Annotated in this window: 22 protein-coding genes; 17 read left to right on the top strand and 5 right to left on the bottom strand. The window is 45.9% G+C overall.

Annotated features, from left to right (window positions below; translation table 11 throughout):
- Positions 1-107 precede the first annotated feature (107 nt).
- From lepA to glgD, 5 genes are all read left to right on the top strand, one after another.
- Positions 108-1,922 (top strand): translation elongation factor 4, encoded by a 1,815-nt coding sequence (lepA, locus tag ABCW45_RS10950; protein WP_117472280.1) that lies wholly within the window; start codon positions 108-110, stop codon positions 1,920-1,922.
- A gap of 82 nt (positions 1,923-2,004) precedes the next feature.
- Positions 2,005-3,018: an NUDIX domain-containing protein gene (locus ABCW45_RS10945; RefSeq protein ID WP_343220836.1), complete on the top strand. Its 1,014-nt coding sequence runs from the start codon at positions 2,005-2,007 to the stop codon at positions 3,016-3,018.
- Complete coding sequence (gene hemW / locus ABCW45_RS10940) at positions 3,015-4,154, top strand: radical SAM family heme chaperone HemW (RefSeq protein ID WP_117484189.1); 1,140 nt, start codon at positions 3,015-3,017, stop codon at positions 4,152-4,154. The genes ABCW45_RS10945 and hemW overlap by 4 nt, the downstream gene beginning before the upstream one ends.
- A 297-nt stretch (positions 4,155-4,451) precedes the next feature.
- Positions 4,452-5,660: a glucose-1-phosphate adenylyltransferase gene (locus tag ABCW45_RS10935; protein WP_117470919.1), complete on the top strand. Its 1,209-nt coding sequence runs from the start codon at positions 4,452-4,454 to the stop codon at positions 5,658-5,660.
- Complete coding sequence (gene glgD, locus ABCW45_RS10930) at positions 5,654-6,793, top strand: glucose-1-phosphate adenylyltransferase subunit GlgD (protein WP_343220834.1); 1,140 nt, start codon at positions 5,654-5,656, stop codon at positions 6,791-6,793. Before ABCW45_RS10935 ends, glgD begins: the two co-directional genes overlap by 7 nt.
- A 203-nt stretch (positions 6,794-6,996) precedes the next feature.
- Here the strand turns inward: glgD and ABCW45_RS10925 are convergent, their stop codons facing one another.
- Entirely contained in the window at positions 6,997-7,710 is a 714-nt protein-coding gene (locus tag ABCW45_RS10925) for a 3D domain-containing protein (protein ID WP_015555032.1), read from the bottom strand.
- A 382-nt stretch (positions 7,711-8,092) separates the two neighbouring features.
- On the opposite strand from ABCW45_RS10925, the gene hrcA reads away from it, so the two are divergent.
- From hrcA to ABCW45_RS10900, 5 genes are all read left to right on the top strand, one after another.
- Positions 8,093-9,145 (top strand): heat-inducible transcriptional repressor HrcA, encoded by a 1,053-nt coding sequence (hrcA, locus tag ABCW45_RS10920; RefSeq protein WP_117470917.1) that lies wholly within the window; start codon positions 8,093-8,095, stop codon positions 9,143-9,145.
- A gap of 8 nt (positions 9,146-9,153) precedes the next feature.
- The gene (gene grpE, locus ABCW45_RS10915) at positions 9,154-9,729 is read left to right on the top strand and encodes a nucleotide exchange factor GrpE (protein WP_242997999.1); all 576 of its coding nucleotides are present in this window, start codon (positions 9,154-9,156) and stop codon (positions 9,727-9,729) included.
- 84 nt (positions 9,730-9,813) lie between these two features.
- The gene (gene dnaK, locus ABCW45_RS10910; protein ID WP_343220833.1) at positions 9,814-11,691 is read left to right on the top strand and encodes a molecular chaperone DnaK; all 1,878 of its coding nucleotides are present in this window, start codon (positions 9,814-9,816) and stop codon (positions 11,689-11,691) included.
- Between the two features lie 350 nt (positions 11,692-12,041).
- Positions 12,042-13,208, top strand: coding sequence for a molecular chaperone DnaJ (dnaJ, locus tag ABCW45_RS10905; protein ID WP_117470915.1), 1,167 nt, complete (start codon positions 12,042-12,044; stop codon positions 13,206-13,208).
- Between the two features lie 230 nt (positions 13,209-13,438).
- Positions 13,439-13,618 (top strand): hypothetical protein, encoded by a 180-nt coding sequence (locus ABCW45_RS10900; protein WP_117470914.1) that lies wholly within the window; start codon positions 13,439-13,441, stop codon positions 13,616-13,618.
- A gap of 78 nt (positions 13,619-13,696) precedes the next feature.
- Here the strand turns inward: ABCW45_RS10900 and ABCW45_RS10895 are convergent, their stop codons facing one another.
- Positions 13,697-14,725: a hydroxyacid dehydrogenase gene (locus ABCW45_RS10895; RefSeq protein ID WP_015555029.1), complete on the bottom strand. Its 1,029-nt coding sequence runs from the start codon at positions 14,723-14,725 to the stop codon at positions 13,697-13,699.
- A gap of 329 nt (positions 14,726-15,054) precedes the next feature.
- On the opposite strand from ABCW45_RS10895, the gene ABCW45_RS10890 reads away from it, so the two are divergent.
- Positions 15,055-16,020 (top strand): FliH/SctL family protein, encoded by a 966-nt coding sequence (locus ABCW45_RS10890; RefSeq protein ID WP_117503047.1) that lies wholly within the window; start codon positions 15,055-15,057, stop codon positions 16,018-16,020.
- A gap of 340 nt (positions 16,021-16,360) precedes the next feature.
- On the opposite strand, the gene ABCW45_RS10885 is transcribed toward ABCW45_RS10890, so the two are convergent.
- Together ABCW45_RS10885 and ABCW45_RS10880 are read right to left on the bottom strand one after the other, a co-directional pair.
- Positions 16,361-16,684 carry a Rossmann-fold NAD(P)-binding domain-containing protein gene (locus ABCW45_RS10885; RefSeq protein ID WP_242990594.1) on the bottom strand — a complete coding sequence of 108 codons (324 nt, stop codon included), beginning with the start codon at positions 16,682-16,684 and terminating at the stop codon, positions 16,361-16,363.
- Between the two features lie 145 nt (positions 16,685-16,829).
- Positions 16,830-17,798, bottom strand: a complete 969-nt coding sequence (locus ABCW45_RS10880; RefSeq protein ID WP_117512780.1) for a LysR family transcriptional regulator — start codon at positions 17,796-17,798, stop codon at positions 16,830-16,832.
- A gap of 190 nt (positions 17,799-17,988) precedes the next feature.
- Here ABCW45_RS10880 and ABCW45_RS10875 point away from each other — a divergent pair, with 190 nt between their 5' ends.
- Entirely contained in the window at positions 17,989-19,020 is a 1,032-nt protein-coding gene (locus ABCW45_RS10875; protein ID WP_117512778.1) for an Ldh family oxidoreductase, read from the top strand.
- A gap of 45 nt (positions 19,021-19,065) precedes the next feature.
- Here ABCW45_RS10875 and ABCW45_RS10870 read toward each other — a convergent pair whose 3' ends face one another.
- Complete coding sequence (locus ABCW45_RS10870) at positions 19,066-20,031, bottom strand: LysR family transcriptional regulator (RefSeq protein ID WP_117470585.1); 966 nt, start codon at positions 20,029-20,031, stop codon at positions 19,066-19,068.
- 135 nt (positions 20,032-20,166) lie between these two features.
- Between ABCW45_RS10870 and ABCW45_RS10865 the strand changes: the two genes are divergently transcribed.
- From ABCW45_RS10865 to ABCW45_RS10845, 5 genes are all read left to right on the top strand, one after another.
- Positions 20,167-21,165 (top strand): beta/alpha barrel domain-containing protein, encoded by a 999-nt coding sequence (locus ABCW45_RS10865; RefSeq protein WP_181967975.1) that lies wholly within the window; start codon positions 20,167-20,169, stop codon positions 21,163-21,165.
- 15 nt (positions 21,166-21,180) lie between these two features.
- Entirely contained in the window at positions 21,181-22,164 is a 984-nt protein-coding gene (locus ABCW45_RS10860; RefSeq protein WP_117484179.1) for a 2-hydroxyacid dehydrogenase, read from the top strand.
- Positions 22,165-22,342: 178 nt separating this feature from the next.
- A complete protein-coding gene (locus ABCW45_RS10855; protein WP_343220832.1) occupies positions 22,343-23,431 on the top strand; it encodes a tripartite tricarboxylate transporter substrate binding protein in 1,089 nt (362 codons plus the stop codon).
- Between the two features lie 76 nt (positions 23,432-23,507).
- The gene (locus tag ABCW45_RS10850; protein WP_117503043.1) at positions 23,508-23,969 is read left to right on the top strand and encodes a tripartite tricarboxylate transporter TctB family protein; all 462 of its coding nucleotides are present in this window, start codon (positions 23,508-23,510) and stop codon (positions 23,967-23,969) included.
- A gap of 15 nt (positions 23,970-23,984) precedes the next feature.
- Positions 23,985-25,487 carry a tripartite tricarboxylate transporter permease gene (locus ABCW45_RS10845; RefSeq protein ID WP_117503042.1) on the top strand — a complete coding sequence of 501 codons (1,503 nt, stop codon included), beginning with the start codon at positions 23,985-23,987 and terminating at the stop codon, positions 25,485-25,487.
- The last annotated feature ends 17 nt before the right edge of the window (positions 25,488-25,504 follow it).

Raw genomic sequence — 25,504 nt, 5'->3', positions numbered from 1 at the left:
TTTTCCGATGGACCGAACGATCAGGAGTAGAGATCTGGTGGTCCGACAAGCAGTGACAGAGAAATGGATCATATAAAGAAGAAATCATATAGAAGAGAGGAACATGAATGGTTCATTATTCCCAGGATAAAATCAGAAATTTCTGTATCATTGCCCATATCGACCACGGTAAATCCACGCTGGCGGACCGCATTATCGAGAAGACCGGTCTTTTAACCAGCCGTGAGATGCAGGCCCAGATCCTTGACAATATGGATCTTGAGAGAGAGCGCGGAATCACGATCAAATCCCAGGCAGTCCGCACGGTTTACAAAGCAAAGGACGGCGAGGAGTATATCTTTAATCTGATCGATACCCCAGGTCACGTTGACTTTAACTATGAGGTATCCCGAAGTCTTGCGGCGTGTGACGGTGCGATCCTTGTTGTAGATGCAGCTCAGGGCATTGAGGCCCAGACGCTTGCAAATGTGTATCTTGCCCTTGACCATGATCTTGATGTTGTCCCGGTCATCAATAAGATCGACCTTCCGAGCGCTGATCCGGACCGTGTGGCGGAGGAGATCGAGGACGTGATCGGACTTGAGGCTCACGACGCACCGAGGATCTCTGCAAAGATGGGACTCAATATCGAGGATGTTTTGGAAGCGATCGTCCATAAGATCCCGGCTCCGAAGGGGGATCCGGAGGCACCGCTTCAGGCGCTGATCTTTGACTCACTCTACGATTCCTACCGCGGTGTTATCGTATTCTGCCGTGTGAAAGAGGGAACCGTGAAGAAAGGCACCCCGATCCAGATGATGGCGACGGGAGCTTCCTACGATGTCGTTGAGGTCGGATATTTCGGCGCAGGCCAATTTATCCCCTGTGATGAGCTCCGGGCCGGCATGGTTGGATACATTACAGCCAGCATCAAGAATGTGAAGGATACCCGCGTGGGTGATACGGTGACGAACCGCTTAAATCCGTGCGCGGCCCCACTTCCGGGATATAAGAAGGTAACACCGATGGTGTACTGCGGACTCTATCCGGCGGATGGAGCGAAATATCCGGAGCTCCGTGATGCTTTAGAGAAGCTGCAGTTAAACGACGCGTCCCTGTTCTTTGAGCCGGAGACATCCATCGCACTGGGCTTCGGATTCCGCTGCGGATTCTTAGGGCTTTTACACCTGGAGATCATCCAGGAGCGCCTGGAGCGCGAGTACAACCTTGACCTCGTGACGACGGCACCGGGCGTTGTATACCGGATCCACAAGACGAACGGCGAGGTGATCGACCTCACGAACCCGTCCAACATGCCGGATCCGTCCGAAATCGAATATATGGAGGAGCCGATCGTCTCCGCAGAGATCATGGTGACTACAGAATTTGTGGGCGCGATCATGCAGTTATGCCAGGAACGCCGCGGCGTTTACCTCGGCATGGAATATATGGAAGAGACGCGTGCACTCTTAAAGTATGAGCTTCCGTTAAACGAGATCATCTACGACTTCTTTGACGCGCTGAAATCAAGATCCCGCGGTTACGCGTCCTTCGACTACGAGTTGAAGGGATACGAGCAGTCACAGCTTGTAAAACTCGATATCCTGATCAATAAGGAAACTGTGGATGCCCTTTCCTTCATCGTGTTTGAGGGATCCGCTTACGAGCGCGGCAGAAAGATGTGCGAAAAGCTGAAGGATGAGATCCCGAAGCATTTGTTCGAGATTCCGATCCAGGCTGCTGTGGGTGGTAAGATCATTGCCCGTGAGACGGTGAGAGCCATGAGAAAGGATGTCCTCGCGAAGTGCTACGGCGGCGATATCTCCCGTAAGAAGAAGCTTCTCGAGAAGCAGAAGGAAGGCAAGAAGCGTATGCGCCAGGTCGGAAACGTGGAGATTCCGCAGAAGGCGTTTATGAGCGTTCTGAAGCTGGACGAGGAGTAAATTAAAATATTGATCCAGATAAAAAGTCCATTTCAGATCGTTCGAAGAAATGGACTTTTTTGCACATAGATGAGGAACTATTATGAAGCTTACAACATTATGCTACATTGAAAAAGATGACAAATACCTGATGATCCATCGTATCAAGAAGAAACACGACGTCAATAAAGACAAGTGGATCGGCATTGGCGGGAAGTTTGAGCGGGGGGAGAGCCCGGAGGACTGCATTTTAAGGGAGACGAAGGAGGAGACAGGCCTGACACTCACAAGCTATAGACTTCGGGGCGTTCTGACTTTCATGTACAATGATGATGATGCCGAAATGGAGTACATTTTCCTCTACACGGCAGATGGCTTTACAGGTGAGCTGGCAGACTGCAATGAGGGGACTCTGGAGTGGGTTCCTAAGACTGAGATCGACAGCCTGAACCTCTGGGAAGGCGACCGGATCTTCCATCGGCTTCTCGACGAGGAAGCACCGTTTTTCTCTTTGAAACTCCGCTACCAGGATGATCTCTTAAAGGAAGCGGTCCTGGACGGAAAGCCGCTGGAGCTTCTTGATCTCCTCGATGAGAATGGAGAGCCGTCGGGACAGGTGAGAGAGCGCACGCTGGTCCATCTCAACGGTGACTGGCACCGGACGAGCCATGTCTGGGTCGTAAGAAGACGGAGGGACGGCGGACATGACCTGCTTTTACAGAAGCGGAGCCGCGAGAAGGACTCCTTCGGGGGCTGCTACGATATCTCCAGCGCCGGGCATATTCCGGCGGGACAGGACTATCTGGAGTCGGCGCTCAGGGAGTTGAAGGAAGAGCTGGGAATTGCGGCAGAGCCGGAAGACCTGCGGCTTGTCGGGGTCCATGACGGACGCTATGAAGGCGAGTTCCATGGACGGATCTTTAAGAATCATGAGAAGAGTCATGTTTTTGCTTATGAAAAGCCGGTAGAGATCGAAAAACTCAAGCTTCAGAAAGAAGAAGTGGAGTCTGTGAAGTGGATGCGGATCGAGGATGTCCTGGCGGCGGTGAAAGCCCATGATCCGGGATACTGCCTGTTCGAGGACGAGATCGAGATGCTCAGTGAGGTTCTCGCATGAACGGGGGCATGGAATTATATCTGCACATGCCGTTCTGTGTGAGAAAATGCGCTTACTGCGACTTCCTTTCATTTCCGACGGACCAGGAGACCCAGAACCTGTACACGAGGCGGCTCAGGGAAGATATTGACGCCATGGGAAAAAAATACGGGGACATTCCGGTAGATACGATCTTTATCGGCGGCGGAACCCCGTCCGTGCCGGATTCGGCGCTGATTGTCGGGATCATGGAACATGTGCGGAAGGCGTTTCATGTGGCGGAAGGCGCGGAGATCTCCATGGAGGCGAACCCTGGAACCGTGACAAGGGAGAAACTCACAGATTACAGGCGGGCCGGGATCAATCGCCTGAGCTTTGGACTCCAATCAGCAAATGACAGAGAGCTAAAGCTTCTCGGCCGGATCCATACCTGGGCGGAATTCCTGGAGAGCTTCCATCTGGCCCGGGAGTGCGGGTTCACGAACATCAATATCGACCTTATGTCAGCGTTGCCGGGACAGACCCGCGAGTCCTGGAAGGACACCTTAAAGCGGGTCACGGACCTGAATCCGGAACATATCTCGGCGTACAGCCTGATCATTGAGGATGGAACTCCTTTCGGTGAGAAGTACGGGAGCGAAGAGGGACGGAAACTTCTTCCCGACGAGGATTCCGAGAGGGAGATGTACCACGAGACGAAGCGGTTCCTGCGGGACTGTGGGTATGAGCGGTACGAGATCTCAAACTATGCGAAGCCGGGGAGAGCGTGCCGCCACAATATCGGTTATTGGACAGGCTTGCCCTACCTGGGACTGGGACTCGGGGCATCCTCCTACATGGACGGCTGTAGGTTTGCGGTCAATTCCGATATGAAGCAGTATCTGGAAGAAAAGCCGGGGATGTTTACGGATGTGGAAAAGCTCACGAAGAAAGACATGGAGGAGGAATTCTTCTATGTGGGACTACGGATGACAGCCGGGGTGTCCCTTCCGGAGTTTGAGCGAAGGTTCGGGGTGTCCGCAAAGGACGTTTATCCAGGGCTCATGGAAACGTTTGTGGCGGAAAAAGCAGCGGTATTTCAGGGCGACCGGTTCGTTCTGACGGATTATGGACTTGATGTGAGCAATTATATTATGGCGCAGTTTCTGCAGGACTAAAGATCCTGCGGAGACCGCGCTTTTTTTCAGCCGTAGTTTTCGATGTCAGAGATCCTGCGTGGAGTGAAAAAGGGCATGCATGCTGAGAAAAAACAAGTAGATCATAAGCGCAGCTTAAATGGTACAGAGGATAAAAAAGCAGAATACATATATAGATCATGTAAAAAACATGGTAAAAGTGCATAAAACCACTATCAAAAACGGCAACAATGTGATATGATTTGTACAATCCAATGAAATGCATGGTTGTACATTTTGCACGGAGAGACTGTATCCAAAAAACAGGGGGATATTATTATGGCTAAGGAAATGATCGCAATGCTTCTTGCAGGCGGCCAGGGTTCAAGACTCTATGCACTGACACAGAAGCTTGCAAAACCGGCAGTCCCTTTCGGCGGGAAATACAGAATTATTGATTTTCCGCTCTCGAACTGCGTAAATTCCGGAATTGATACCGTGGGAATTCTGACCCAGTACCAGCCGATGGTACTGAATGAGTATATCGGAAACGGCCAGCCGTGGGACCTCGACCGTCTTTACGGTGGAGTACATGTACTGCCGCCGTATCAGAAGGCATCCGGTTCCGACTGGTATAAGGGAACCGCAAACGCAATCTATCAGAACATTCCGTTCATCGAGCGCTACGATCCGCAGTATGTGATCATCTTATCCGGTGATCAGATCTGCAAGCAGGATTACAGTGATTTCCTGCGCTTCCACAAGGAAAAAGGCGCAGAATTCAGTGTCGCGGTTATGGAAGTGCCGTGGGACGAGGCATCCCGTTTTGGTCTGATGGTGGCGGATGGGGACGACCGGATCACAGAGTTTCAGGAGAAACCGAAGAACCCGAAGTCGAATCTGGCTTCCATGGGAATCTATATCTTTAACTGGGATATTTTAAAGAAGTACCTGATCGAGGATGAGGCAGACCCGAATTCCGAGAATGATTTCGGAAACAACATCATTCCGAACCTCTTAAAAGACGGACGGAAGATGTACGCGTACCACTTTGCGGGATACTGGAAGGACGTTGGAACGATCTCATCCCTCTGGGAAGCAAATATGGAGGTTCTTGATCCGGAACACAGCGGGATCGATATCTTTGATGAAAACTGGAAGATCTACAGCCGGAACAGCGGTATGACCGGTCACAAGATCGGCTCCAACGCAGTCGTTGAGAATTCCATGATCACAGACGGATGCCGGATCGACGGAAGTATTAAGCATTCGATCCTGTTCTCCGGTGTCAGGGTAGAAAAGGGAGCGAAGATCGAAGATGCCGTTGTCATGGGCAAAACGGTCATAAAGGCCGGAGCTGTTGTAGAACACTGTATCGTCGCGGAAAATGTTGTGATCGGTGAAAATGCCGTTGTTGGATCCATGCCGAAGGGGGAAGAACACGGCGTTGCGACGATCGGTTCCGGAATCACCATCGGAAAGGGCGCAAAGATCGGCCCGAACGCCATGGTCAATAAAAATGTGGAGGATGGTGAAGAACAATGGTAAATTCCAATGCAAATGCGATCGGTATTATTTTTCCAAATAGTTATGATAATCTGGTGCCGGAGCTTGCGGGTGACCGCCTGATGGCATCGATCCCGTTTGCGGGACGTTACCGGATCATCGACTTCCTGCTTTCCAGTCTCGCAAACTGCGGGATCAGCAATATTGCCATCGTGGTCCGGGAGAATTATCATTCCCTGATGGACCATCTGGGCTCCGGACGAGCGTGGGATCTTCTCAGAAAAAACGGAGGTCTCAGTATTTTTCCGCCCTATGCGGAGAAAAATATGAAGGTCTACAGCGGACGCGTCGAGGCACTTGAGAGCATCCTTCCGTATCTGAAAAGCAAAAAAGAAAAGTATGTGATCATGATGGACGCCAATATCGCGGTGGATTTTGATTTCAACGCAATGTTAGCGGAACATATCGAGAGCGGTGCCGATGTGACGGTTGCCTACACGGAGCAGGAGATTCCGGCGGAACTGATCCGCGCAGGTTCCCACGGGGATATGTATTACACGTTAAAGCTTGATGACGGACGCGTGAGACGGATCTTTATGAATTCTGAAATGTGCGGAAAACAGAACCTCTCCATGAATATTTATATTATGGATAGAGAAGCACTGATCGATAAGATCCATGCGGCATTTGTACGTGGATACTCCTGCTTCGAGCGTGATATCCTTGCACCGTGTCTTGAGAAGTACAATATCCGCGGATATAAATATGATGGATATTACGCGAGGATCTGCGGCTTAAAGAGCTACTTCGATGAGAATATGAAACTTCTCGATGATGAGAATCTGGACGCGCTGTTTACCGGCGGCCAGATCTACACAAAGATCCGTGATGACAACCCGACAAGATATATTAACGGATGTAAGACAAAAAATAACCTTGTGGCTGATGGCTGCGTGATCGAAGGCGATGTGGAGAACTGTGTTCTCTTCCGAGGCGTTAAGATCGCAAAGGGCGCAAAGATCAGAAACAGTGTCCTGATGCAGGATACGGTGGTGAAAGCAGGCGCACGGCTGGATTACGTTGTCACAGACAAGAACGTGACGATTGAGGTTGGCCAGGAGCTGAAAGGAACGGATACACAGCCGTTTTATGTGGCGAAGGGGCATACTGTTTAAAGATAGGAGCAAGCCTGTGAATTCAGGAGAGGTCCTGACTCACATAAGATATGTATAATTAAGAAAGGGAATCTTTCATGAGCATTTTCGCATGCTCAGGAGAGATTCCCTTTTTTGCCATGCAGCAGGAAGAATTTATTAGTGGATGTCCTTCCAGTCCTGTCATATATCGGGTGGAAACTCATATAACGGGGCAGATGAACTTAAGACTGGATCAGATAGACCTCAGACCGCTCAACGCCGTGATCTCTTGTTTCCGAATGTGTGTTGTAAAAAATATCGATATGTTTTCCTTTGACGCCGCCTCCGACGTCCTCAGCGATATACTCGACACCATCGATCAAAAGGTGGCTTCCAAGCGGAATGACCCGCGGGTCAACGGCTACGGTGCGGCTTGCGGTCGCCTGGGTTCCGGTCTTTGTGAGACGGCCGTAGCCCTCGGAGCAGCTTCTGCACGGGCAGTAAGCTGTGGTCTTAAATGTACCTAAGGAAACGAGGGTGGCATTTTTGATGATCTTTGTTGCGGTATTGTACTGGTAAGCTAACGGAAGTGCTGTGCCGTTCACGCTGAGCTTGATCATGTAGGTATCATCCGGGATGGAGGACCAGTCGATCATGATCTCAAAGCCGTGGGCACCGTTTCCGATGCCGCTTTCCTTTAAGTCATTGCGCTCGATATCAGCTTCGGCGGTCTCAGATAAAAGAGACTCGCCTGTATGGGAGTTGGCCACAGTGACGGTGACGGAGACCGGGGTATCCGGGGCAGCGGAGTTCCACGCCCATCCGGAAACCTTATTTCCATCGATGCTGTCCAGGTGGCCAGAGTTTTTCGGGGTACTTGCGAATGCACATACGGTGTTTAAGAGCATCGAAATGACGGTCAGTAAAACACAGATGGTCAATCTAAATTTCTTCATATAACAATCCTTTCTTTTTTTGTTTCATATCTATTACAAATTATATGCAGATGTGTAATAGAAATGTAACAATTTGGAAACAAGTATGTATTATACATAATTTTCCAAATTTGTCAAGTTTTTGGGTATTACTGCCAGGACGCAAACAGTCCCCCCATATGGCAGAAATGTTCTTAATGTGACGCAAAGCCCCCGGGATTCACAGGAAAATCCAGGGGAAAGCCGGGCGGATCCTGTAAAATCCTGGTAGAAAAAGGCGATGAAAAAAATAGTGAAAAAAATGTGAAAATTATCAAAAGCCCTTGACAAACAACACACTAAGTAATATAGTAACAACTGTAAATGTTAGCACTCCTCAATAAAGAGTGCTAATAAAGAAGAGGTGAGAGTTTTGGAACTGGATGAGAGAAAAGAAAAAATTTTAAAAGCGATTATCCAGACGTATCTGGAGACCGGTGAGCCGGTGGGATCCAGAACGATTTCCAAATACTCGGATCTGAAGCTCAGCTCCGCGACGATCCGAAATGAGATGTCTGATCTGGAAGAACTTGGCTACATCATTCAGCCGCATACCTCGGCGGGACGAATTCCTTCCGATAAAGGTTACCGTTTCTATGTTGACCAGATCATCAAGGAAAAAGACAGTCAGGTCGAGCATATGCAGGAACTTATGATCCAGCGGGTAGACCGCGTGGAACTGCTTCTGAAGCAGCTTGCAAAGGTTCTTGCCAACAATACGAACTATGCGACCCTGATCAGCGGACCGAGTTACAACCAGACAAAGTTAAAGTTTATCCAGCTCTCGAAGGTGGAGGAACACAAACTTCTGGTGGTAGTCGTTGTGGAAGGAAATATTATAAGAAACTCCTTTGTTACGATCGATGAGGAACTCAGTGACGAAGAGCTTCTGAATTTAAATATTCTTTTAAACAGCAGCCTGAACGGTCTGACGATCGAGGAGATCAACCTTGGCGTGATCGCAAAAATGAAAGAACAGGCCGGATCCCACAGAAGAGTGGTGGATCTGGTGCTGAATGAAGTCAGTGAAGTGATCCGCTCCCAGGACGAAGATCTCCAGATCTATACCAGCGGGGCAACCAATATTTTCAAATACCCGGAGCTTTCCGATACGGAAAAAGCGAGCCAGCTGATCGGTACTTTGGAACATAAAGAACTTCTCAGGGGACTGATCGATGGGCAGCAGCAGAATAAAACGGATGATCCGGACAATGAAATTCAGGTCTATATCGGAGATGAAACTCCGGTCCAGAGCATGAAAGACTGCAGCATCGTAACCGCAAATTATGCGCTCGGCGATGGGATGCGCGGAACGATCGGTATCGTGGGACCAAAACGAATGGACTACGAAAAAGTCGTATCGACCTTGAGATCGTTAGTTGCGCAGCTGAACGAAACGTTTAAAAATGAAAGGTGAAGAGAGCAGTGAAAGAGAAAGAGTTAGAAAAAGAGAAAACGGAAAAAGCCGTTTCTGAGGAAAAAGAAACCAAAGAGGCAGCCGCTTCCGAAAAAGAAAATAAAGAGACGTCCGAAAAAGAGGAAAAAGCTTCTGAAAAGAAGAAAGATCCGAAGGACGAGAAGATCGATGAGTTAAATGACAAGCTCAAGAGATCCATGGCGGAGTTTGATAACTACCGCAAGAGAACGGACAAGGAAAAGTCCGCAATGTATGAGATCGGTGCGAAGGATGTGATCGAAAAGATCCTTCCGATCGTCGATAACTTTGAAAGAGGTCTTAATTCCATTCCGGAAGACGCGAAAGGATCCGCGTTTGCAGATGGAATGGAAAAGATATATAAGCAATTTGTAAAGACACTCGATGATATGGGCGTTAAGCCGATCGAGGCAGTCGGAAAACCGTTCGACCCGAACTTCCACAACGCAGTGATGCATGTGGAGGATGAGAATCTCGGCGAGAATGTTGTGGCAGTGGAACTCCAGAAGGGCTACACCTACAAAGATTCCATCGTTCGTCACAGCATGGTGCAGGTTGCAAACTAACATTGAAACAATGTGATCATCCGGCAGAGACTGCTGGACGACCACTCATTCCTAATATTCCAAATTTAGAGGAGGAAAATCATTATGAGTAAGATCATTGGTATTGACTTAGGTACAACAAACAGCTGCGTAGCAGTTATGGAAGGCGGTAAACCAACAGTTATCGCCAATACAGAAGGTGTTAGAACAACACCGTCTATCGTTGCTTTTACAAAGACAGGTGAGAGACTTGTGGGTGAGCCGGCAAAGCGTCAGGCAGTTACAAACGCTGACAGAACCATCTCCTCCATCAAGAGACATATGGGTACCGACTACAAGGTAGATATTGACGGCAAGAAGTACACACCGCAGGAGATCTCCGCGATGATTCTTCAGAAGTTAAAAGCAGATGCTGAGAGCTACCTCGGAGAGAAGGTAACAGAGGCAGTTATCACAGTTCCGGCTTACTTCAACGATGCCCAGCGTCAGGCAACAAAGGATGCAGGTAAGATTGCCGGTCTTGATGTAAAGCGTATCATCAACGAGCCGACAGCGGCAGCCCTTGCTTACGGTCTTGACAACGAGAAAGAGCAGAAGATCATGGTATATGACCTCGGCGGCGGTACATTCGATGTTTCCATCATCGAGATCGGTGACGGCGTTATCGAAGTTCTTGCGACGAACGGTGATACACACCTCGGCGGTGATGATTTCGATAACCGTGTCACACAGTGGATGATCGACGAGTTCAAGAAGACAGAGGGCGTAGATCTTTCCGGTGATAAGATGGCACTTCAGAGATTAAAAGAAGCTGCTGAGAAAGCAAAGAAAGAGCTTTCTTCCGCAACAACAACAAACATCAACCTTCCGTTCATCACAGCAACTGCTGAGGGACCGAAGCACTTAGATATGAACCTCACAAGAGCTAAATTCGATGAGCTGACAAGTGATCTCATTGAGAGAACAGCAATTCCGGTACAGAACGCGTTAAGAGACGCTGGTTTAACAGCAGCAGAGCTCTCCAAGGTTCTCCTCGTGGGTGGTTCCACACGTATGCTTTCCGCACAGGAAAAGGTTAAACAGTTAACAGGCAAAGAGCCGAGCAAGAGCTTAAACCCGGATGAGTGCGTAGCCATCGGTGCAGCGATCCAGGGTGGTAAGTTAGCAGGCGATGCCGGTGCAGGTGACATCCTTCTTCTCGATGTAACTCCGCTTTCCCTTTCCATCGAGACAATGGGCGGCGTTGCTACAAAGCTGATCGAGAGAAACACAACGATCCCGACAAAGAAGAGCCAGGTATTCTCCACAGCTGCTGATAACCAGACAGCCGTAGATATCCACGTTGTACAGGGTGAGCGTGAGTTTGCAAGAGACAACAAGACTCTTGGACAGTTCCGTCTTGACGGCATCCTTCCGGCAAGAAGAGGTGTTCCGCAGATCGAAGTTACCTTCGATATCGATGCAAACGGTATCGTAAACGTATCCGCTAAGGACCTTGGCACAGGCAAAGAGCAGCACATCACCATCACATCCGGATCCAACATGTCCAAGGATGATATCGATAAGGCTGTTAAGGAGGCTGCGGCTTACGAGGCTGAGGATAAGAAGAAGAAAGAAGCGATCGATACAAGAAATGAAGCTGATTCCATGGTATTCCAGACAGAGAAGGCAATGGAAGAAGTTGGCGATAAGATCGATGCAAACGATAAGACCGCTGTTGAGGCCGACTTGAATGCCCTCAAGGAAGCGATCAACAAAGCTCCGGCAGAGCAGATGACAGACGCCCAGGTCGAGGAGATCAAGGCAGCGAAAGAGAAACTCATGAACAGCGCGCAGAAGCTCTTCGCAAAGGTTTATGAGCAGGCTCAGGCAGCTCAGGGCGCAGCAGGCGCACAGGGCCAGGCAGGTCCGCAGGCTGGACAGAGCGCAAGCCAGGCTGGATATGGCGATGATGTCGTTGATGGCGACTACAAAGAAGTCTAAATAACAGTTTGATCGAGCGACAATGAGGGCTGGAAAGGACGTTGCAAGATAGCTTGCATAAGTTCTTTTTAGCCGGAATTGCCAGTTGGCGGACGCCAAAGGTCTCTTGTTTTTGTGAAATGAAAACAGGAAGACAGCCCGAGTCAGGCACTATAAATCCGAAAGAACGCCCCATCTTGGGCGTTCTTTCGGTTGCCTTATATCAAGATTTTGATCGGCAACGATCCGGAAATATTGCCGCGGCAGGACTCAGCCGTGACGTCTGAAGAAAGCTTCCGTCGGCAGGTTCCGTAAAAAGGTACGCGTGAAGCGTGGTACCGCTCACTAACAGGAAAGGTAAGAATAAAGAAATGGCAGAGACCAAGCGTGATTATTACGAAGTCCTCGGCGTGCCGAAAAATGCGGACGAAGCGGCGTTAAAGAAAGCATATCGAGTTCTTGCAAAGAAATACCATCCGGACGCAAATCCGGGAGATAAAGAGGCGGAGGCAAAGTTTAAGGAAGCTTCCGAGGCATACAGCGTTTTAAGTGATCCGGAAAAGAGAAGAAAGTATGACCAGTTCGGTCATGCAGCCTTTGAGGGAGGCGCAGGCGGGGCCGGTGGCTACGGCGGATTCGATTTCAACGGAGCCGACATGGGAGATATCTTTGGAGATATTTTCGGAGATTTCTTCGGAGGTGGACGTTCCGCTTACGGAAGAAGCAGCAACGGTCCCATGCGCGGCGCAAATTTAAGAACCGGCGTAAGGATCACATTTGAAGAGGCAATCTTTGGCTGCGAGAAAGAGATCGAGCTCACATTGAAGGATGAGTGTCCGAAATGTCACGGAACAGGCGCAAAGCCTGGTACATCTCCGGTTACCTGCCCGAAATGTAACGGTAAAGGTAAGATCGTCTACACCCAGCAGTCCTTCTTCGGTCAGGTACAGAATGTCCAGACATGTCCGGACTGCCGAGGTACCGGTAAGATCGTCAAGGAGAAGTGCCCGGACTGCTACGGTACCGGATATATCTCCAGCAAGAAGAAGATTCAGGTCAAGATCCCGGCAGGTATCGACAACGGACAGAGCATCCGCATCGCAGGAAAAGGAGAGCCCGGAACGAACGGCGGCGAGAGAGGAGACCTTCTCGTTGAGGTAACCGTATCTAGAAGCCCGGTATTTATGCGCCAGGAGACATCCATCTTCTCCACAGTACCGATCTCCTTCGCAACAGCAGCCCTTGGAGGTCCGATCAAGATCAAGACCGTCGACGGCGAGGTTGAGTACGAGGTAAAACCGGGAACCCAGACCGACACAAAGGTACGTCTCCGCGGCAAGGGTGTTCCGTCACTGAGAAATAAGAACATCCGTGGTGACCATTATGTAACGCTTGTTGTTACAGTTCCGGAGAAGCTTACGGAGGAGCAGAAAGAAGCCCTCAGAAAGTTTGATGATGCGATGAAGGGGGTTGCATCGCCGGAGGGAAAGAAGAAAGGTTTTTTCAATAAGTTAAAAGAAGATTTCAAAAATGAATAATTGAAAATAAAGCGGGAAACGCACGTTTTGCATGCAGAAATGAGCTGTAGCAGGACGTGCGTTTTTTCGTTTGTGAAATAAATATGCTAATATAAGACTATCAACCAGATCTCTTTCCTGGAGATCGCAGCCCGTAATTCCGGGCGTCTGTGGTATCTGACTTCAGTTCTGAAATCATTCCCACGAAATTGCAAAAAAACTTCATATCGTGTACAATGAAAGGAGAAACTATGACGAAAGTAAAGAGAAACTTTAAGGACAGTCTTTTCCGAATGGTATTTCATGGGAAGGAGGAGTTACTGAGTCTGTATAATGCGGTAAATGGAAGCTCGTATACGAATGCAGATGATCTGGAAATCAACACACTGGAAGACGTGGTATACATGGGAATGAAAATTATAAACGTATAACAAAACAGGCAGAACCTATCACTCCGATAAGTCCTGCCTGCTTTCGTTATATGAGAAAAGAAGTTGGCAAACGATTGTTTAGAAATCAAACATTCCAGCCGGTTTTGTATCCGGTTTCTTTGTGTCTGTGTAGGTCTTAGCTGTCTTATAGTCAACATCGTTGATCGGCCATGTCGGCTTCTTGCCTTCGTAGACTTCCTGAACGCCCATAGCTGCGAAGTAGGAAGCACGATGGGCAGCTTCAGATGTGTTGCCGCCGATATGCGGATAGATGATAACATTGTCGAGAGTTAAGAGTGGGTTAGCCGGATCAACCGGTTCCTTCTTGATTGCGTCAAGACCGGCACCTGCGATCACGCCATTCTTGCATGCCTCGTAGAGAGCATCCTCGTCCACACAGCCGCCGCGTGCGGTGTTGATTAAGAATGCTGTCGGTTTCATCATTGCGAGACGCTCTTTATTTACCATGTTCTTGGTAACCGGAGTGTTCGGGCAGTGAAGGGAAACATAGTCGCACTCTTTGAAGATGCGGTCAAGGTCGCGGACAACCTCAACGCCGTCCGGGAACTCAGAAGCTGGTTTGTACGGGTCATATGCGAGAACATTCATCTCGAATGCGAGGCAGCGCTTTGCAACGCGGCTTCCGATGTTGCCGCAGCCGATCAGACCGATGGTCTTGCCGTTTAATGTGTTCTTGCGGACTTTTAATTTTGCCTTGTAGAAGTCATTTACCCATGTCTTATGAAGGACAGTCACGTTACGGCTGCACTCTAAGATGAGTAACATAGCTGTCTCTGCAACGGAGGTGCTGTTTGCGACCGGTGCGTAGAGAGCCTGGACATTGTTGTCGTGGCAGGCCTTTACGTCAAGAGCGTCGAAACCGGCGCCGTGACGAACAATAACCTTTAAGTTCGGGTTTGACTCGATCACTTCACGTGTGATCGGTGTGATACGGACGATCATAGCGTCCGGCTGATATTCCTTGAAATCAGCGAGAACGTCCTCTGTCTCAAATCCGCGGCCGTCGATTACGGTATGACCAGCATCCTCAAGAAGCTTACGGCCTTCGGACATAATTTCCTGTGGGAGTAAAATTTTCCAACCCATGATAATACCTCCTATAATGGAACATTTTTGATAAACTGTTTTTCACTGTCTTTATTATAGCGGAGATTGTTCACAAAATAAAACAATCTGTTTTTGTAAGGTTGAAAAGGAAATGTTGTTGAAAATCGCTGGTACGAAAAGAGACGCTTATATATTATAGCACTTTCTTTTATAAGGCAAATATGCTAATATAAGATTATCAAACAGATCTCTTTCCTGGAGATCCCTGCCCGTGATTCCGGGCGTCTGTGGTATCTGACTTCAGTTCTGAAATCGTTCCCACGAAATTGCAAAAAAACTCTATATCGTGTACAATGAAAGGAGAAACTATGACGAAAGTAAAGAGAAACTTTAAAGACAGCCTTTTCCGACTGGTGTTTCATGGGAAGGAGGAGTTACTGAGCCTGTATAACGCAGTAAACGGAAGTTCGTATACGAATGCGGACGATCTGGAGATTAATACGCTGGAAGATGTGGTGTATATGGGGATGAAAAATGATGTCTCATTCTTGTTTGCACATTATCTGAATTTGTATGAAGCCCAGAGTACCAGTAATCCAAACATGCCATTGAGGGGAACCATATATTTTGGAGATCTGCTAAAGGGATGGATAGAAAGCAACCATCTTGATATGTATTCCGAAAAGCAGATCATGATCCCAAAGCCGAAGTTTCTTGTCTTTTATAACGGTTTAAAGAAGGAACCGGAAAGAAGGATTCTCCGGCTGTCAGATTCATTTGAAGGCGGGCAGGATGAGGAGGCAGCGCTGGAGTGTACTGCGATCATGTTAAATATTAATTATGGATACAATCAGAAATTAATGGAGAAGTGCCAGACATTGCACGATTATTCTTATTTTGTGGAAAATGTGAGACAGGGAGTCCGTGTCGGAAAGACATTGGAGGAAGCTGTAGATGAAGCAATCAGTAAGTCCTTGAAAGAGGGCGTGTTGAAGGATCTTTTAAAGAAAAACAGAGCGGAGGTGCGAAACGTGGTATTGACAGAATATAACGAAGAGCTGCATCTGAAAAATGTGAGGGAATGTGGGTATGAAGAAGGATACGATAATGGATATGATAGTGGATATGGCAGTGGCTTGGACCAGGGACGCATGCAGAACCAGATTGAATTAGTAATAAAAAAAGTACGGAAAGGTCAGTCGCTGGAACGGATTGCGGATGCTCTGGAAACATCGGAAGATCAGCTGAAAGAAATATACGAGGCGGTAGTGAAAGCAGCGCCGGAGTATGATCTTGAGAGAATTAAGGGAGAGTTGAAAATAAATAACCGTTAACTGACTATAAAAAGCTACAGAAAAATTTCTAACAGGTTTCTTCTATGAAGATACAGCAAAAAACAGGCAGAACCTATCATCTTGATAAGTCCTGCCTATTTTCGCTATATGAGAAAAGAAGTTGGCTTTTACGGATCGTATGCGAGAATATTTATCTTGAATGTGAGACAGTGCTTTGTAACGTAGCATCCGGTGTTGTCGCTGCCGATCAGATTGATGGTTCTGCCTTTAATGTGTTCTTGCGCACTTTTAATTTTATCTTGTAGAAATTGTCTGATTTATCGCAACATACCCATGTCTTATGGAGAATAGTCACGTTACGGCTGCACTCTAAGGTGAGCTATATTGCTGCCTCTGCAATGGAGGTACTGTTTGCTGCCGGTTCGTGGAGAACTTGAATGTTGTTGTCAGGGTATGTTTTTACGTCAAGAACGTCGAAATCGGCATCGTGACGAACGATAACTTTTAAGTTCGGGTTTGGCTCAATCACTTTGCGAGTGGTTGATGTGATACGAACGATCATAGCATACGGCTGACTTTCATGGAAATCAGTGAGAACATCAGCGGTCTTGAAAACGCGACCGTAGATAATTATATTATGGCCTGTATCTTCAAGAGGCGTGCGGCTTTCGGACATAATTTCCTGTGACAGTAAATTTTCCAACCCATGTTCCTATAATGAAACGTCTTTGATAAGCTGTTTTTCACTGTCTTTATTATAGTGGGAAGTGTTCGCAAAATAAAACAATCTGTTTTTAGTAAGATTGAAAAGGTAATGTTGTTGAATTGAAAAAATCACTGGTACGTCATTATACAAGTGGGTCAGCTTTATGTGCAAGGTGCACGGTTTCAACTGTAGATGCATACTCAAGGAGAAGTTCAATTAAATATTTCATATATAGCGGCAGATAGCGGCCTTTTGAGTAGGCAATCGCAAGCTGGTGAGGAAGATGAACTCCATTTGAATAAATTGGAAATATATTCATATCTGATGGAATCTCTTTTAAATGGTTAGCAAGATGCATTTGTGTCATGATACATGCAGCAAAACCTTGGGAACATAGTTGAAATCCAAGAGGCGTGTAGGTGCTGTAAGAATAAATTTTAGGTTGAATCCCAGCAATATCAAAACAAGAACGGATTTTATTCCATACAATATTTTTAAAAGCACAGAAGGGAAGCTCAGAAAAATGTGTGATTTCAATTCCTTGAATTCCCTGCTCTTTTAAACTCTCTTTTGTAAGAGGGTAGAATTGATCTAAAAGTTTCTCGGAAACACATAAATATAATTTATCGTTTAGGAGCAGCTTTTGTTCAATTTCAGGATGACTATCTGAATAGGCGATAATTCCCAAATCAAGATCGTTACTGGTTAAAAGAGGCACCAGTTTAGAAGTAACAGCTTCTGTAATTTGAAAATCCACAAGAGGATATCGTTCGTGAAATTTAGGAAGAACAGCTGAAAAACATGTACTTAGGCGCAATGCACTTGAAGAAAAACGGATAGTGCCACGTTCTTCTTTGGACATATCAGAAAGTGTATCTTTTAAATTTTGATGATTAATAATGACCATATCAGCGAATTTTAATACCTCTGTGCCTGCCGAAGTGAGAGATAGTTTTGGCTTTCGATAAAAGAGTGGGGTTCCATAAAAGTTTTCAAGACGCTGAATGTGATTGCTGAGTGTTTGCTGAGATATATATAATCGATTGGCTGTATGTGTCATATTTAAACTTTTTGATAGTTCCGAGAAATAATATAAACTTTCAATATCCATAAAGCCCTCCATATGCTTAATTACAAAATTTATTTGTAGAGAATAAAAAAAAGCTCCGTTGGATTTAGTAGTATAAATATACTACTATAAAGCTAACAAAAAAACAAGAGCGGTTGGCAGAAAATGTTAATCAGAATACAAAAATACAAACAATATTCTGAAAAAACCGATAAGCAGAGTGGAGGTCATCATGAAATATAATTGTAATAAGATGCGTGAATTTGCAAGTGCAATTATGCAAAAAAACGGCTTATCAAAGCAGAAAAGTGATTTATTTGCAGAAAGTCTTATAGCAGCAGACATGCGAGGAATTTCTTCTCATGGTGTCACAAGATTAAAAACATATGCATATCGTTTGGAGGCGGGACTTGTCGATGCACATGCAGAAACAACAATTATAAAAGAAACTCCAGCATTGATCCTGATGGATGCAAACAATGGGCTGGGAGTTCCAGCAGCAATGGATGCAATGAAACTATGTGTTGAGAAAGCAAAAACGATAGGTTGTTGTTTTGCGGCGGTAAAAGGAGGAAATCATTTTGGAATGGGGGAATTTTTTACTGATTATGCAGCACAGAATGGAATGATAGGAATCGCAATGACCAATGGACCGGCAGCATTGGCTCCGATAGGGGGAAAGAAAGCAATTCTTGGGACAAATCCGCTTGCAGTGTCTGTGCCTTCTGAAAAATATAGGACAGTTTCGCTTGATATGGCGACCAGTGTTGTTGCAAGAGGAAAAGTGACACTCGCAAAGAAAAATGGGAAAAAAATTCCAGAAGGATGGGCAATTGATAAAGATGGACATTCGACAACTGATCCTAATAAAGTATCGTGCATGCTTCCGTTTGGCGGAGCCAAGGGGTATGGAATTGGTTTGTTGATCGAACTGATGTGCTGCGGACTAGCAGGAGCTAAAAGTGGATTAACAATGGGATCATTTTATGATTTTAGTGGAAAAAAGCAGGATGTTGGTTATTTTATTGGTGCAATTAATGTTGGTGCAGTTGTTGAAGAACAAAAATTTAAGGAACAGTCAGATGTAATTCTTACATCAATTAAAGAATCACCAAGAGCAGAAGACTGTGATGAAATTTATCTACCAGGTGAGATTGAATTGAATCGTGCAGAACAAGCGCAGAGAGAGGGAATGGAAATTTCAGATGTTGTGGTAAAAGAACTTGAGGAAATCAGTATGAAATATAAGGTTCCATTCAACTAAAATAATAAAGAGTGCTACCTGAAAATATTTTTAGGCAGCTTTTGTTTAAGAAATCGACTTCATCGCCATCGCGTAGGAATAAAATTCCTGTGTGATGGCTTTTTTCATGCCTTCAGCATAGTGGGGCAGGATCAGGTCATTGCGGTAGACCAGGGAGATATCGATTTTTGAGAAAGAGTGGTTCATCCTCAGACAATGGCAGTTCTCTGGCCAAGTGATCGCCCCTTTTTTATGATCAAAAAGGATCATCGGAGACAGGAAAGCGGCTCCCTGGGCAGAACAGGCGAGTTGATAGATGATGTTCTGGTCAGATGCCTCGAGAATTGTCTTAGGCATGATTCCACAACGATCATAGGCGCGTTCTAAAAGAGAACGGATTCGGTTGTCCGAAGCGAGGAGGAGGATTGGAAAGTCTTTGAGATCAGAGACATCAAGACCTTCGATGGCACTTTTATTTAAAAGTTCCTGCCAGTGATTCGGGCAGCATTCCTTCAGAATATTATCGTGGATCAGACAGAAAAGGTATTCGGACGCTAAAGGGATCATATTTAGATTAGATGCAGTTGGAACATCAACACCGATGAAAAGATCGAGCTTTCCAGCCTGAAGAGAGTCAGCCATTTTCAGAGTATAAGACTGACGAAGATCCAGAGAAACATTTGGGTAGGCGTTGTGGTATCGCTCCCAGATTCCCGGAAAGAATACCTGGATCCGCTGCCTTGACATTCCAAGAACAAGATGACCGGAACATTCGGCGGAGAGATCCGCCAGGGATGCCATCATCTGGGATTCATTTCGCAGCATCTGTTTTGAGTAAAAAAGCATAGTCTCCCCGGCAGGTGTGAGCTTCAGATATGGTTTTCGCTGAAACAGCTCCACTCCATATTCCTCTTCTAGGCGCTTGATCGAGCCGGAGAGGGACTGCTGTGTGATATGAAGAGATTCGGATGCTTTTGTAAAATTCATTTCTTCCGCAAGTGCTACAAAGTACTGACATGTTTTAAGGTTCATAGATGCCTCCACAGGAAAATGCTGTTTAAAATTAAAAATATAACTGTTGGAAAACTGTCATAACTGTATGATAGTATAAAAACAACAAGAAATCCAGTATATTTTACAGCAAATTAACGAAAGGAAGTATTTGTGATGGTTAGATTGATGGACTGTACTTTGAGAGACGGTGCAAATGTAGTAGGAAAAGGGTTTGACGCGGAGATCACAAAGATCGTTCTGGATATCCTGACAGAGAGCAATGTTCCGATTATTGAATTCGGAAACGCAGGCGGAATCGGAGCTTATGAGGTTGCGGGATTCACAAACGCCCTGACTGACATGGAGTATCTGGATCTGGTACAGCCGTATCTGGGAAAATCAGAGATCGGCATGTTCTTAAACGCAAAGAGATTCCGCGAACCGAATGTTGAGCTTGCGGCATCCAAGGGAATGAAGTTCTTGCGCTGTGGTGCTGATGCCGGGGATGCGAGAAAGATCTCAGAAGTTCCGGTAAAAACGATCAAGAAATGCGGAATGAAAGCGTACTACTCCGCAATGAAAGCATATCTTCTCACTCCGGAAGAACTGGCGGAGGAAGCGAAGTTCTTGGAGTCCATCGGACTTGACGAATTTACGATCATGGATTCCGCCGGAACTATGATGCCGGATGACGTAAAGAGAGCAACGGAGTGTTGCAAGAACGCGGTTAAGATCCCGGTGGCTTTCCATTGTCACAATAACCTTGGACTTTCCGCAGCAAATGCCATCGCTGCCTATGAGAGCGGAGCAGATATTTTAGACTGCGGTCTTATGGGAATGGCGAGAAGCGCAGGAAACCTTCCGACAGAGGCAGCTGTGGCATTTATGCAGAAATACGGGGAGTTCAAGGATATTGACCTTTACGCGATGTTAAACGGAATCGACCAGAGACTTCTTCCGGCAATGGAAAAGCACTCCTACCATGACGCGATCCCGCCGTACGACCTGATCCTCGGCGTATCCGGAGCGCATTCCAGCTTCGGAAAGACTTTCAAGGCGGTCGCAAAAGATACAGGCGTTGATCTCTATAAACTGATCGTTGAGGTCAGCAAGATCAACAGAAAGAATCCGAGCGAAGATCTCATGAGAGAAGTGGCAGAGAAAATCAAATAAAAAGAGGGAAAAAACGTGAAAGTAGCAATCGTAGGAACATATCCGGCAGGTACATTTGAAAAGTTTAAAAATTATTTTTCTGAAAAGCCGGAAATTGAAGTGGTTGAAGTTGATACACAGGAGAAATTTGATGCACTGACAGAGGCAGACGCCATCGTTCTTCGAATTTTAAAAATGCCGAAGGAAGTAGTCGCAAGGATCAAAGGATTAAAGATGATCATGCGCTGGGGAGCCGGTTTTGATTCTGTTGACATTGAAGAAGCAGGAAAACATGGAATTTATGTCTGCAATACTCCGGGAGCAAACGCGTATGCTGTGGCGGAGCTTACGGTGGCATTGATGTTAGCAGTCGGAAGAAAACTGATCTGCCATGACCGTGCGATTCATCAGGGGGAGTGGAGTAAGAACACATTTTTAAACCTGACGAGAACTTTAAACAATAAGGTAGTCGGCATCATCGGCGGAGGAAATATCGGTCGTCAGGTGGCATCCAGGGTACAGGCCTTCGGATCTACAGTCCAGTATTACGATCCGTTCCGCTTGCCGGAGGAGATGGAAGAAAAACTGCATATGAAATATGTAGGACTTGAGGAACTGATCCGTACAAGCGACGTGATCACCCTTCATGTACCGCTCATGGATTCCACGCGTCATATGATCGGTGAGAAGGAAATCGAAAAAATGAAGGACGGCGCGATCCTAATCAACGTTGCGAGAGGCGGACTTATGGATGATGAGGCTGTTGTGAACGCAGTCAATTCCGGAAAACTTTCAGGTGCCGGAATCGACTGTGTGGAGGAAGAACCGGCAAAACCGGGCAGTTTGATTCTCGAAAATCCGAACATTATCGTGACACCACATGTAGGCGGCGGTTCTGCGGATATCTCAGATGTCATGTTCCCGATGATCACGGAGAATATTGAATTGCTGGAGGAAGAGAAGGCACTGAAGTATGTAGTGAATAAGCAATATATACTGCGTGGGAAAGAAAGTGCTTAATAGCAAAAAAATAGATCAATATCCCAATAACTACAAAGAAAACTTGTTAAGAATATATAAAATCATTGTTGGATATATTTGTCTAATGATGATAATATAAAATCAATAAAAAGACAGACAAAAATCAAGAAAAAAACAGCACAAATAACAACAAAAGAAAAACTTAGGAGGAATCAATATGAAAAAACGTATAGCTTTACTGGCAGCAGCAACACTCGTTATGTCAAGTTTGTCTGGATGCGCTTCAAACAGTACAGCGCCGGATACAACGGCAACAGCAACGACTCAAGCCGAAAAGGAAACAACAGCTTCTGATACACAGGCTACATCGACAGGAGATACAGGTGAATGGTCTAAGACGATCACACTTGCAGATGGAAAGACATATCCGTCTGGTACTGTGACGATTATTGCTCCATTCTCGGCTGGTGGCGGTGTAGATCTTGGTGATCGTTTATTTGCTAAATATGCTCAGAAATGGACAGATGCAACACTGATCGTTGAAAATATTACAGGCGGAAGCGGACTTGTAGGAATCCAGACTGGTTTAGGGCGTGCTACAGACGGATCTGTTATGTGGCATATCGATCCGGGCGCACAGTATGTTTCTACCACGAATTCCAGCTGCCCATTTGATGTCGTAAATGATATGGGACATATCGGCTTCTTTGTAGCAGATGACCGTGTATGGGCTGTGAAGCCGGATGAAACAAGATTTACTACAGCAGAAGAAATGTTTGCATATGCAAAGGATCATCCGGGCGAGATCAGCATTGCGGCATCTGGAACAGGTACTATCGCAGCTCTTGCAACACAGTACATTGCAAATACAGCTGGTGTAGAGTTTAATATCATCGGATATAATGGCTCCTCTGAAGCAAAAGCAGCATTTCTTGGCGGACATTGTGATGTAATGTCGGCAGGTGTCAGCGAGGCAAGAACAATGTTAGATGAAAAACAGTGTAAAGTATTATTCACAATGACAGATGAAAGAATTTATGACGATGTTCCTACAGTAAAAGAGCTTGGATATGATTGTACTTCTCTTTCCACATACCGTGGCTTAGCAATGTCCTCAAAAGTTGATCCTGCAATTGTTGAGTACTGGGATAAAATCATGGAAAAGGTTTGTGAGGATCCGGATTTCATCGCAGAAGCAGATAACATGGGACTTGTAATTCGCTTCCAGAACACGGATGAGGCATTAAAGACCTTCAGCGAATACAACCCGATTTGGTATGATTTAAAAGAATCTCTTGGAATGTAAGAAGCGAAGAAAAGTGGGCGATGCGGATACATTCTGCATCGCCCAATAGTTTTAGATACAGAAAGGGTTGATTAGTATGACGATGAAATTAAAAGAACGCATATCGGCTGTGTTCTTATTCCTTGTGTTTGGATTTGCGTTTGTTTACAGCAGAAAGTTCCCAGATATTCCGAAAATTATTCCGACAGGAATCACAGTCCTTGGATGTATTTTGAGTGTTATGCTGTTTGTGCGTACATTTTATATGCACTACAAGGAAGATGAGAATTTTGATGCTGCAGCACTGGCAGAACAAAAAGAAGGATCAAAGAAGATCGCAATCGCAATTCTGATGCTTGTAGTGTATGTTGGTTTAATTAAAGTAGTGGGATTTTACACGATCTCTTTTGTGTTTATGATGGCGTTTTCATATGTAATTGATACTGAAAAACATAAGTTATGGACATATCCAGTTGTGGCAATTGGGGTGTTAGCGGTTATTTATGGTATCTTTAGTATGTTTTTACAGGTTCCGTTGCCAAAAGGATTTTTGATCTAAGGAGGAGAAAAATATATGTTATCCAATATTCTGATGGGTTTTAGTACCGCGTTTAACCCAATGAACTTACTGCTCCTTATGGGGGGAACTGTTTTAGGAATTTTATTTGGAGCACTTCCGGGTGTATCATCTACAATGGGTGTGGCGGTGCTGATTCCTCTTACTTATGGAATGGATGCGGCAAGTGGATTGATCATGCTGGCCGGTATCTATTGTGGTTCAACATATGGAGGCAGTATTTCTGCATGTCTGCTTAATACACCTGGTACACCGGCTTCAGCAGCTACAACTCTGGACGGTTTTCCAATGACAAGAAAAGGACGTGGTGGTGAGGCGTTGCAGGAGGCGTGCATCGCATCTTTCTGGGGAGGAATTGCAGGAGCGATTGCATTATTCTTTCTGGCACCTCCAATCGCAAATTTCTCATTGAAATTTGGATCTCAGGAAAACGCAATGATGGCCGTATTCGGACTGACGATCATCGTATCTCTTTCAAGCGGTTCTCTTTTAAAAGGATTCCTTTCTGGATTATTAGGTCTTCTTGTTTCAATGGTTGGAATGGATGTTGCGACAGCATATCCAAGATATACCTTTAATATTACGGCCTTATATGGCGGCATTGCAATTATCCCTGCAATTGTTGGTTTATATTCTTTGACACAATTGTTGACTTCATCAGGAGAAAAAACAGGTGTGTTAACAGACGATAATATTAAAAAACTTCACGTACCGAAGATCACACCGAAGGATTTCGTGAGATATCCACTTACCTATATCAAGTCTTCTATCATTGGCGCGTTTGTAGGAATCGTACCAGGAGCTGGCGGAAATATTGCTGGTTATATGGCGTATAATGAGGCAAAGAGAACATCAAAAACACCGGATGACTTCGGGAAAGGATGTCGCGAAGGTGTAGCTGCGACAGAGTCAGCAAATAATGCGGTTTGCGGTGGATCTTTGATCCCAATGCTCACGCTCGGCATTCCTGGAAACTCCGTAGCAGCAGTGCTGATGGGTGGACTTATGATTCAGGGTTTGAATCCGGGATTCAGTTTATTTACAAACTATGCGCATGTAACATATCCGTTCTTAGCAGGTTTCGTACTTGCCCAGTTTGCATTCACAATTGTAGGATTAATTGGTGCAAAACAGTTTGCGCAGGTGGTTAAAGTACCGAAAGGATTTCTATTAGCAGGTATTGGTGTTCTGTGTGTAGTAGGCTCTTATGCGGCAAGCAATAATATTACAGATGTTTATATTATGCTTATTTTTGGTATTGTCGGGTATTTCTTAAAGACAGCTGGATTTGATATTTCTGCAATCGTTCTTGGCTTAATGCTTGGTTCTCTTGCAGAGGCTGGATTTATGCAGGCATTTAACTTATGCCATAAAGCTATAGGTGCAACTTTAATGAGCTTCATAACAAGACCAATCAGCCTTGTTCTTCTGATTGTTTGTGTGGCAAGTTGCTTCTCGCCTTTAATGAGTGCACGAAAGAAGAAAAAGGCTCAGTCATAAAAGGAAGGCTGTGTAAA

The sequence above is a fragment of the Pilosibacter fragilis genome (assembly GCF_032490495.1).
GTDB classification, from domain to species: domain Bacteria; phylum Bacillota; class Clostridia; order Lachnospirales; family Lachnospiraceae; genus Pilosibacter; species Pilosibacter fragilis.
Note: the sequence above shows the minus strand (reverse complement) of the source record. Positions and strands in the feature narration are given on the sequence as shown.

Bases quoted from the DNA above. Each gene is read 5' to 3' on its own strand.
- ABCW45_RS10850 (WP_117503043.1), top strand. From the start codon at position 23,508: ATGACGATGAAATTAAAAGAACGCATATCGGCTGTGTTCTTATTCCTT.
- dnaK (WP_343220833.1), top strand. From the start codon at position 9,814: ATGAGTAAGATCATTGGTATTGACTTAGGTACAACAAACAGCTGCGTA.
- ABCW45_RS10935 (WP_117470919.1), top strand. From the start codon at position 4,452: ATGGCTAAGGAAATGATCGCAATGCTTCTTGCAGGCGGCCAGGGTTCA.
- ABCW45_RS10870 (WP_117470585.1), bottom strand. From the start codon at position 20,031: ATGAACCTTAAAACATGTCAGTACTTTGTAGCACTTGCGGAAGAAATG.
- lepA (WP_117472280.1), top strand. From the start codon at position 108: ATGGTTCATTATTCCCAGGATAAAATCAGAAATTTCTGTATCATTGCC.
- ABCW45_RS10845 (WP_117503042.1), top strand. From the start codon at position 23,985: ATGTTATCCAATATTCTGATGGGTTTTAGTACCGCGTTTAACCCAATG.
- ABCW45_RS10855 (WP_343220832.1), top strand. From the start codon at position 22,343: ATGAAAAAACGTATAGCTTTACTGGCAGCAGCAACACTCGTTATGTCA.
- ABCW45_RS10895 (WP_015555029.1), bottom strand. From the start codon at position 14,725: ATGGGTTGGAAAATTTTACTCCCACAGGAAATTATGTCCGAAGGCCGT.
- ABCW45_RS10875 (WP_117512778.1), top strand. From the start codon at position 17,989: ATGAAATATAATTGTAATAAGATGCGTGAATTTGCAAGTGCAATTATG.
- ABCW45_RS10925 (WP_015555032.1), bottom strand. From the start codon at position 7,710: ATGAAGAAATTTAGATTGACCATCTGTGTTTTACTGACCGTCATTTCG.
- ABCW45_RS10890 (WP_117503047.1), top strand. From the start codon at position 15,055: ATGACGAAAGTAAAGAGAAACTTTAAAGACAGCCTTTTCCGACTGGTG.
- ABCW45_RS10865 (WP_181967975.1), top strand. From the start codon at position 20,167: ATGGTTAGATTGATGGACTGTACTTTGAGAGACGGTGCAAATGTAGTA.
- ABCW45_RS10945 (WP_343220836.1), top strand. From the start codon at position 2,005: ATGAAGCTTACAACATTATGCTACATTGAAAAAGATGACAAATACCTG.
- ABCW45_RS10900 (WP_117470914.1), top strand. From the start codon at position 13,439: ATGACGAAAGTAAAGAGAAACTTTAAGGACAGTCTTTTCCGAATGGTA.
- dnaJ (WP_117470915.1), top strand. From the start codon at position 12,042: ATGGCAGAGACCAAGCGTGATTATTACGAAGTCCTCGGCGTGCCGAAA.
- ABCW45_RS10880 (WP_117512780.1), bottom strand. From the start codon at position 17,798: ATGGATATTGAAAGTTTATATTATTTCTCGGAACTATCAAAAAGTTTA.
- hemW (WP_117484189.1), top strand. From the start codon at position 3,015: ATGAACGGGGGCATGGAATTATATCTGCACATGCCGTTCTGTGTGAGA.
- glgD (WP_343220834.1), top strand. From the start codon at position 5,654: ATGGTAAATTCCAATGCAAATGCGATCGGTATTATTTTTCCAAATAGT.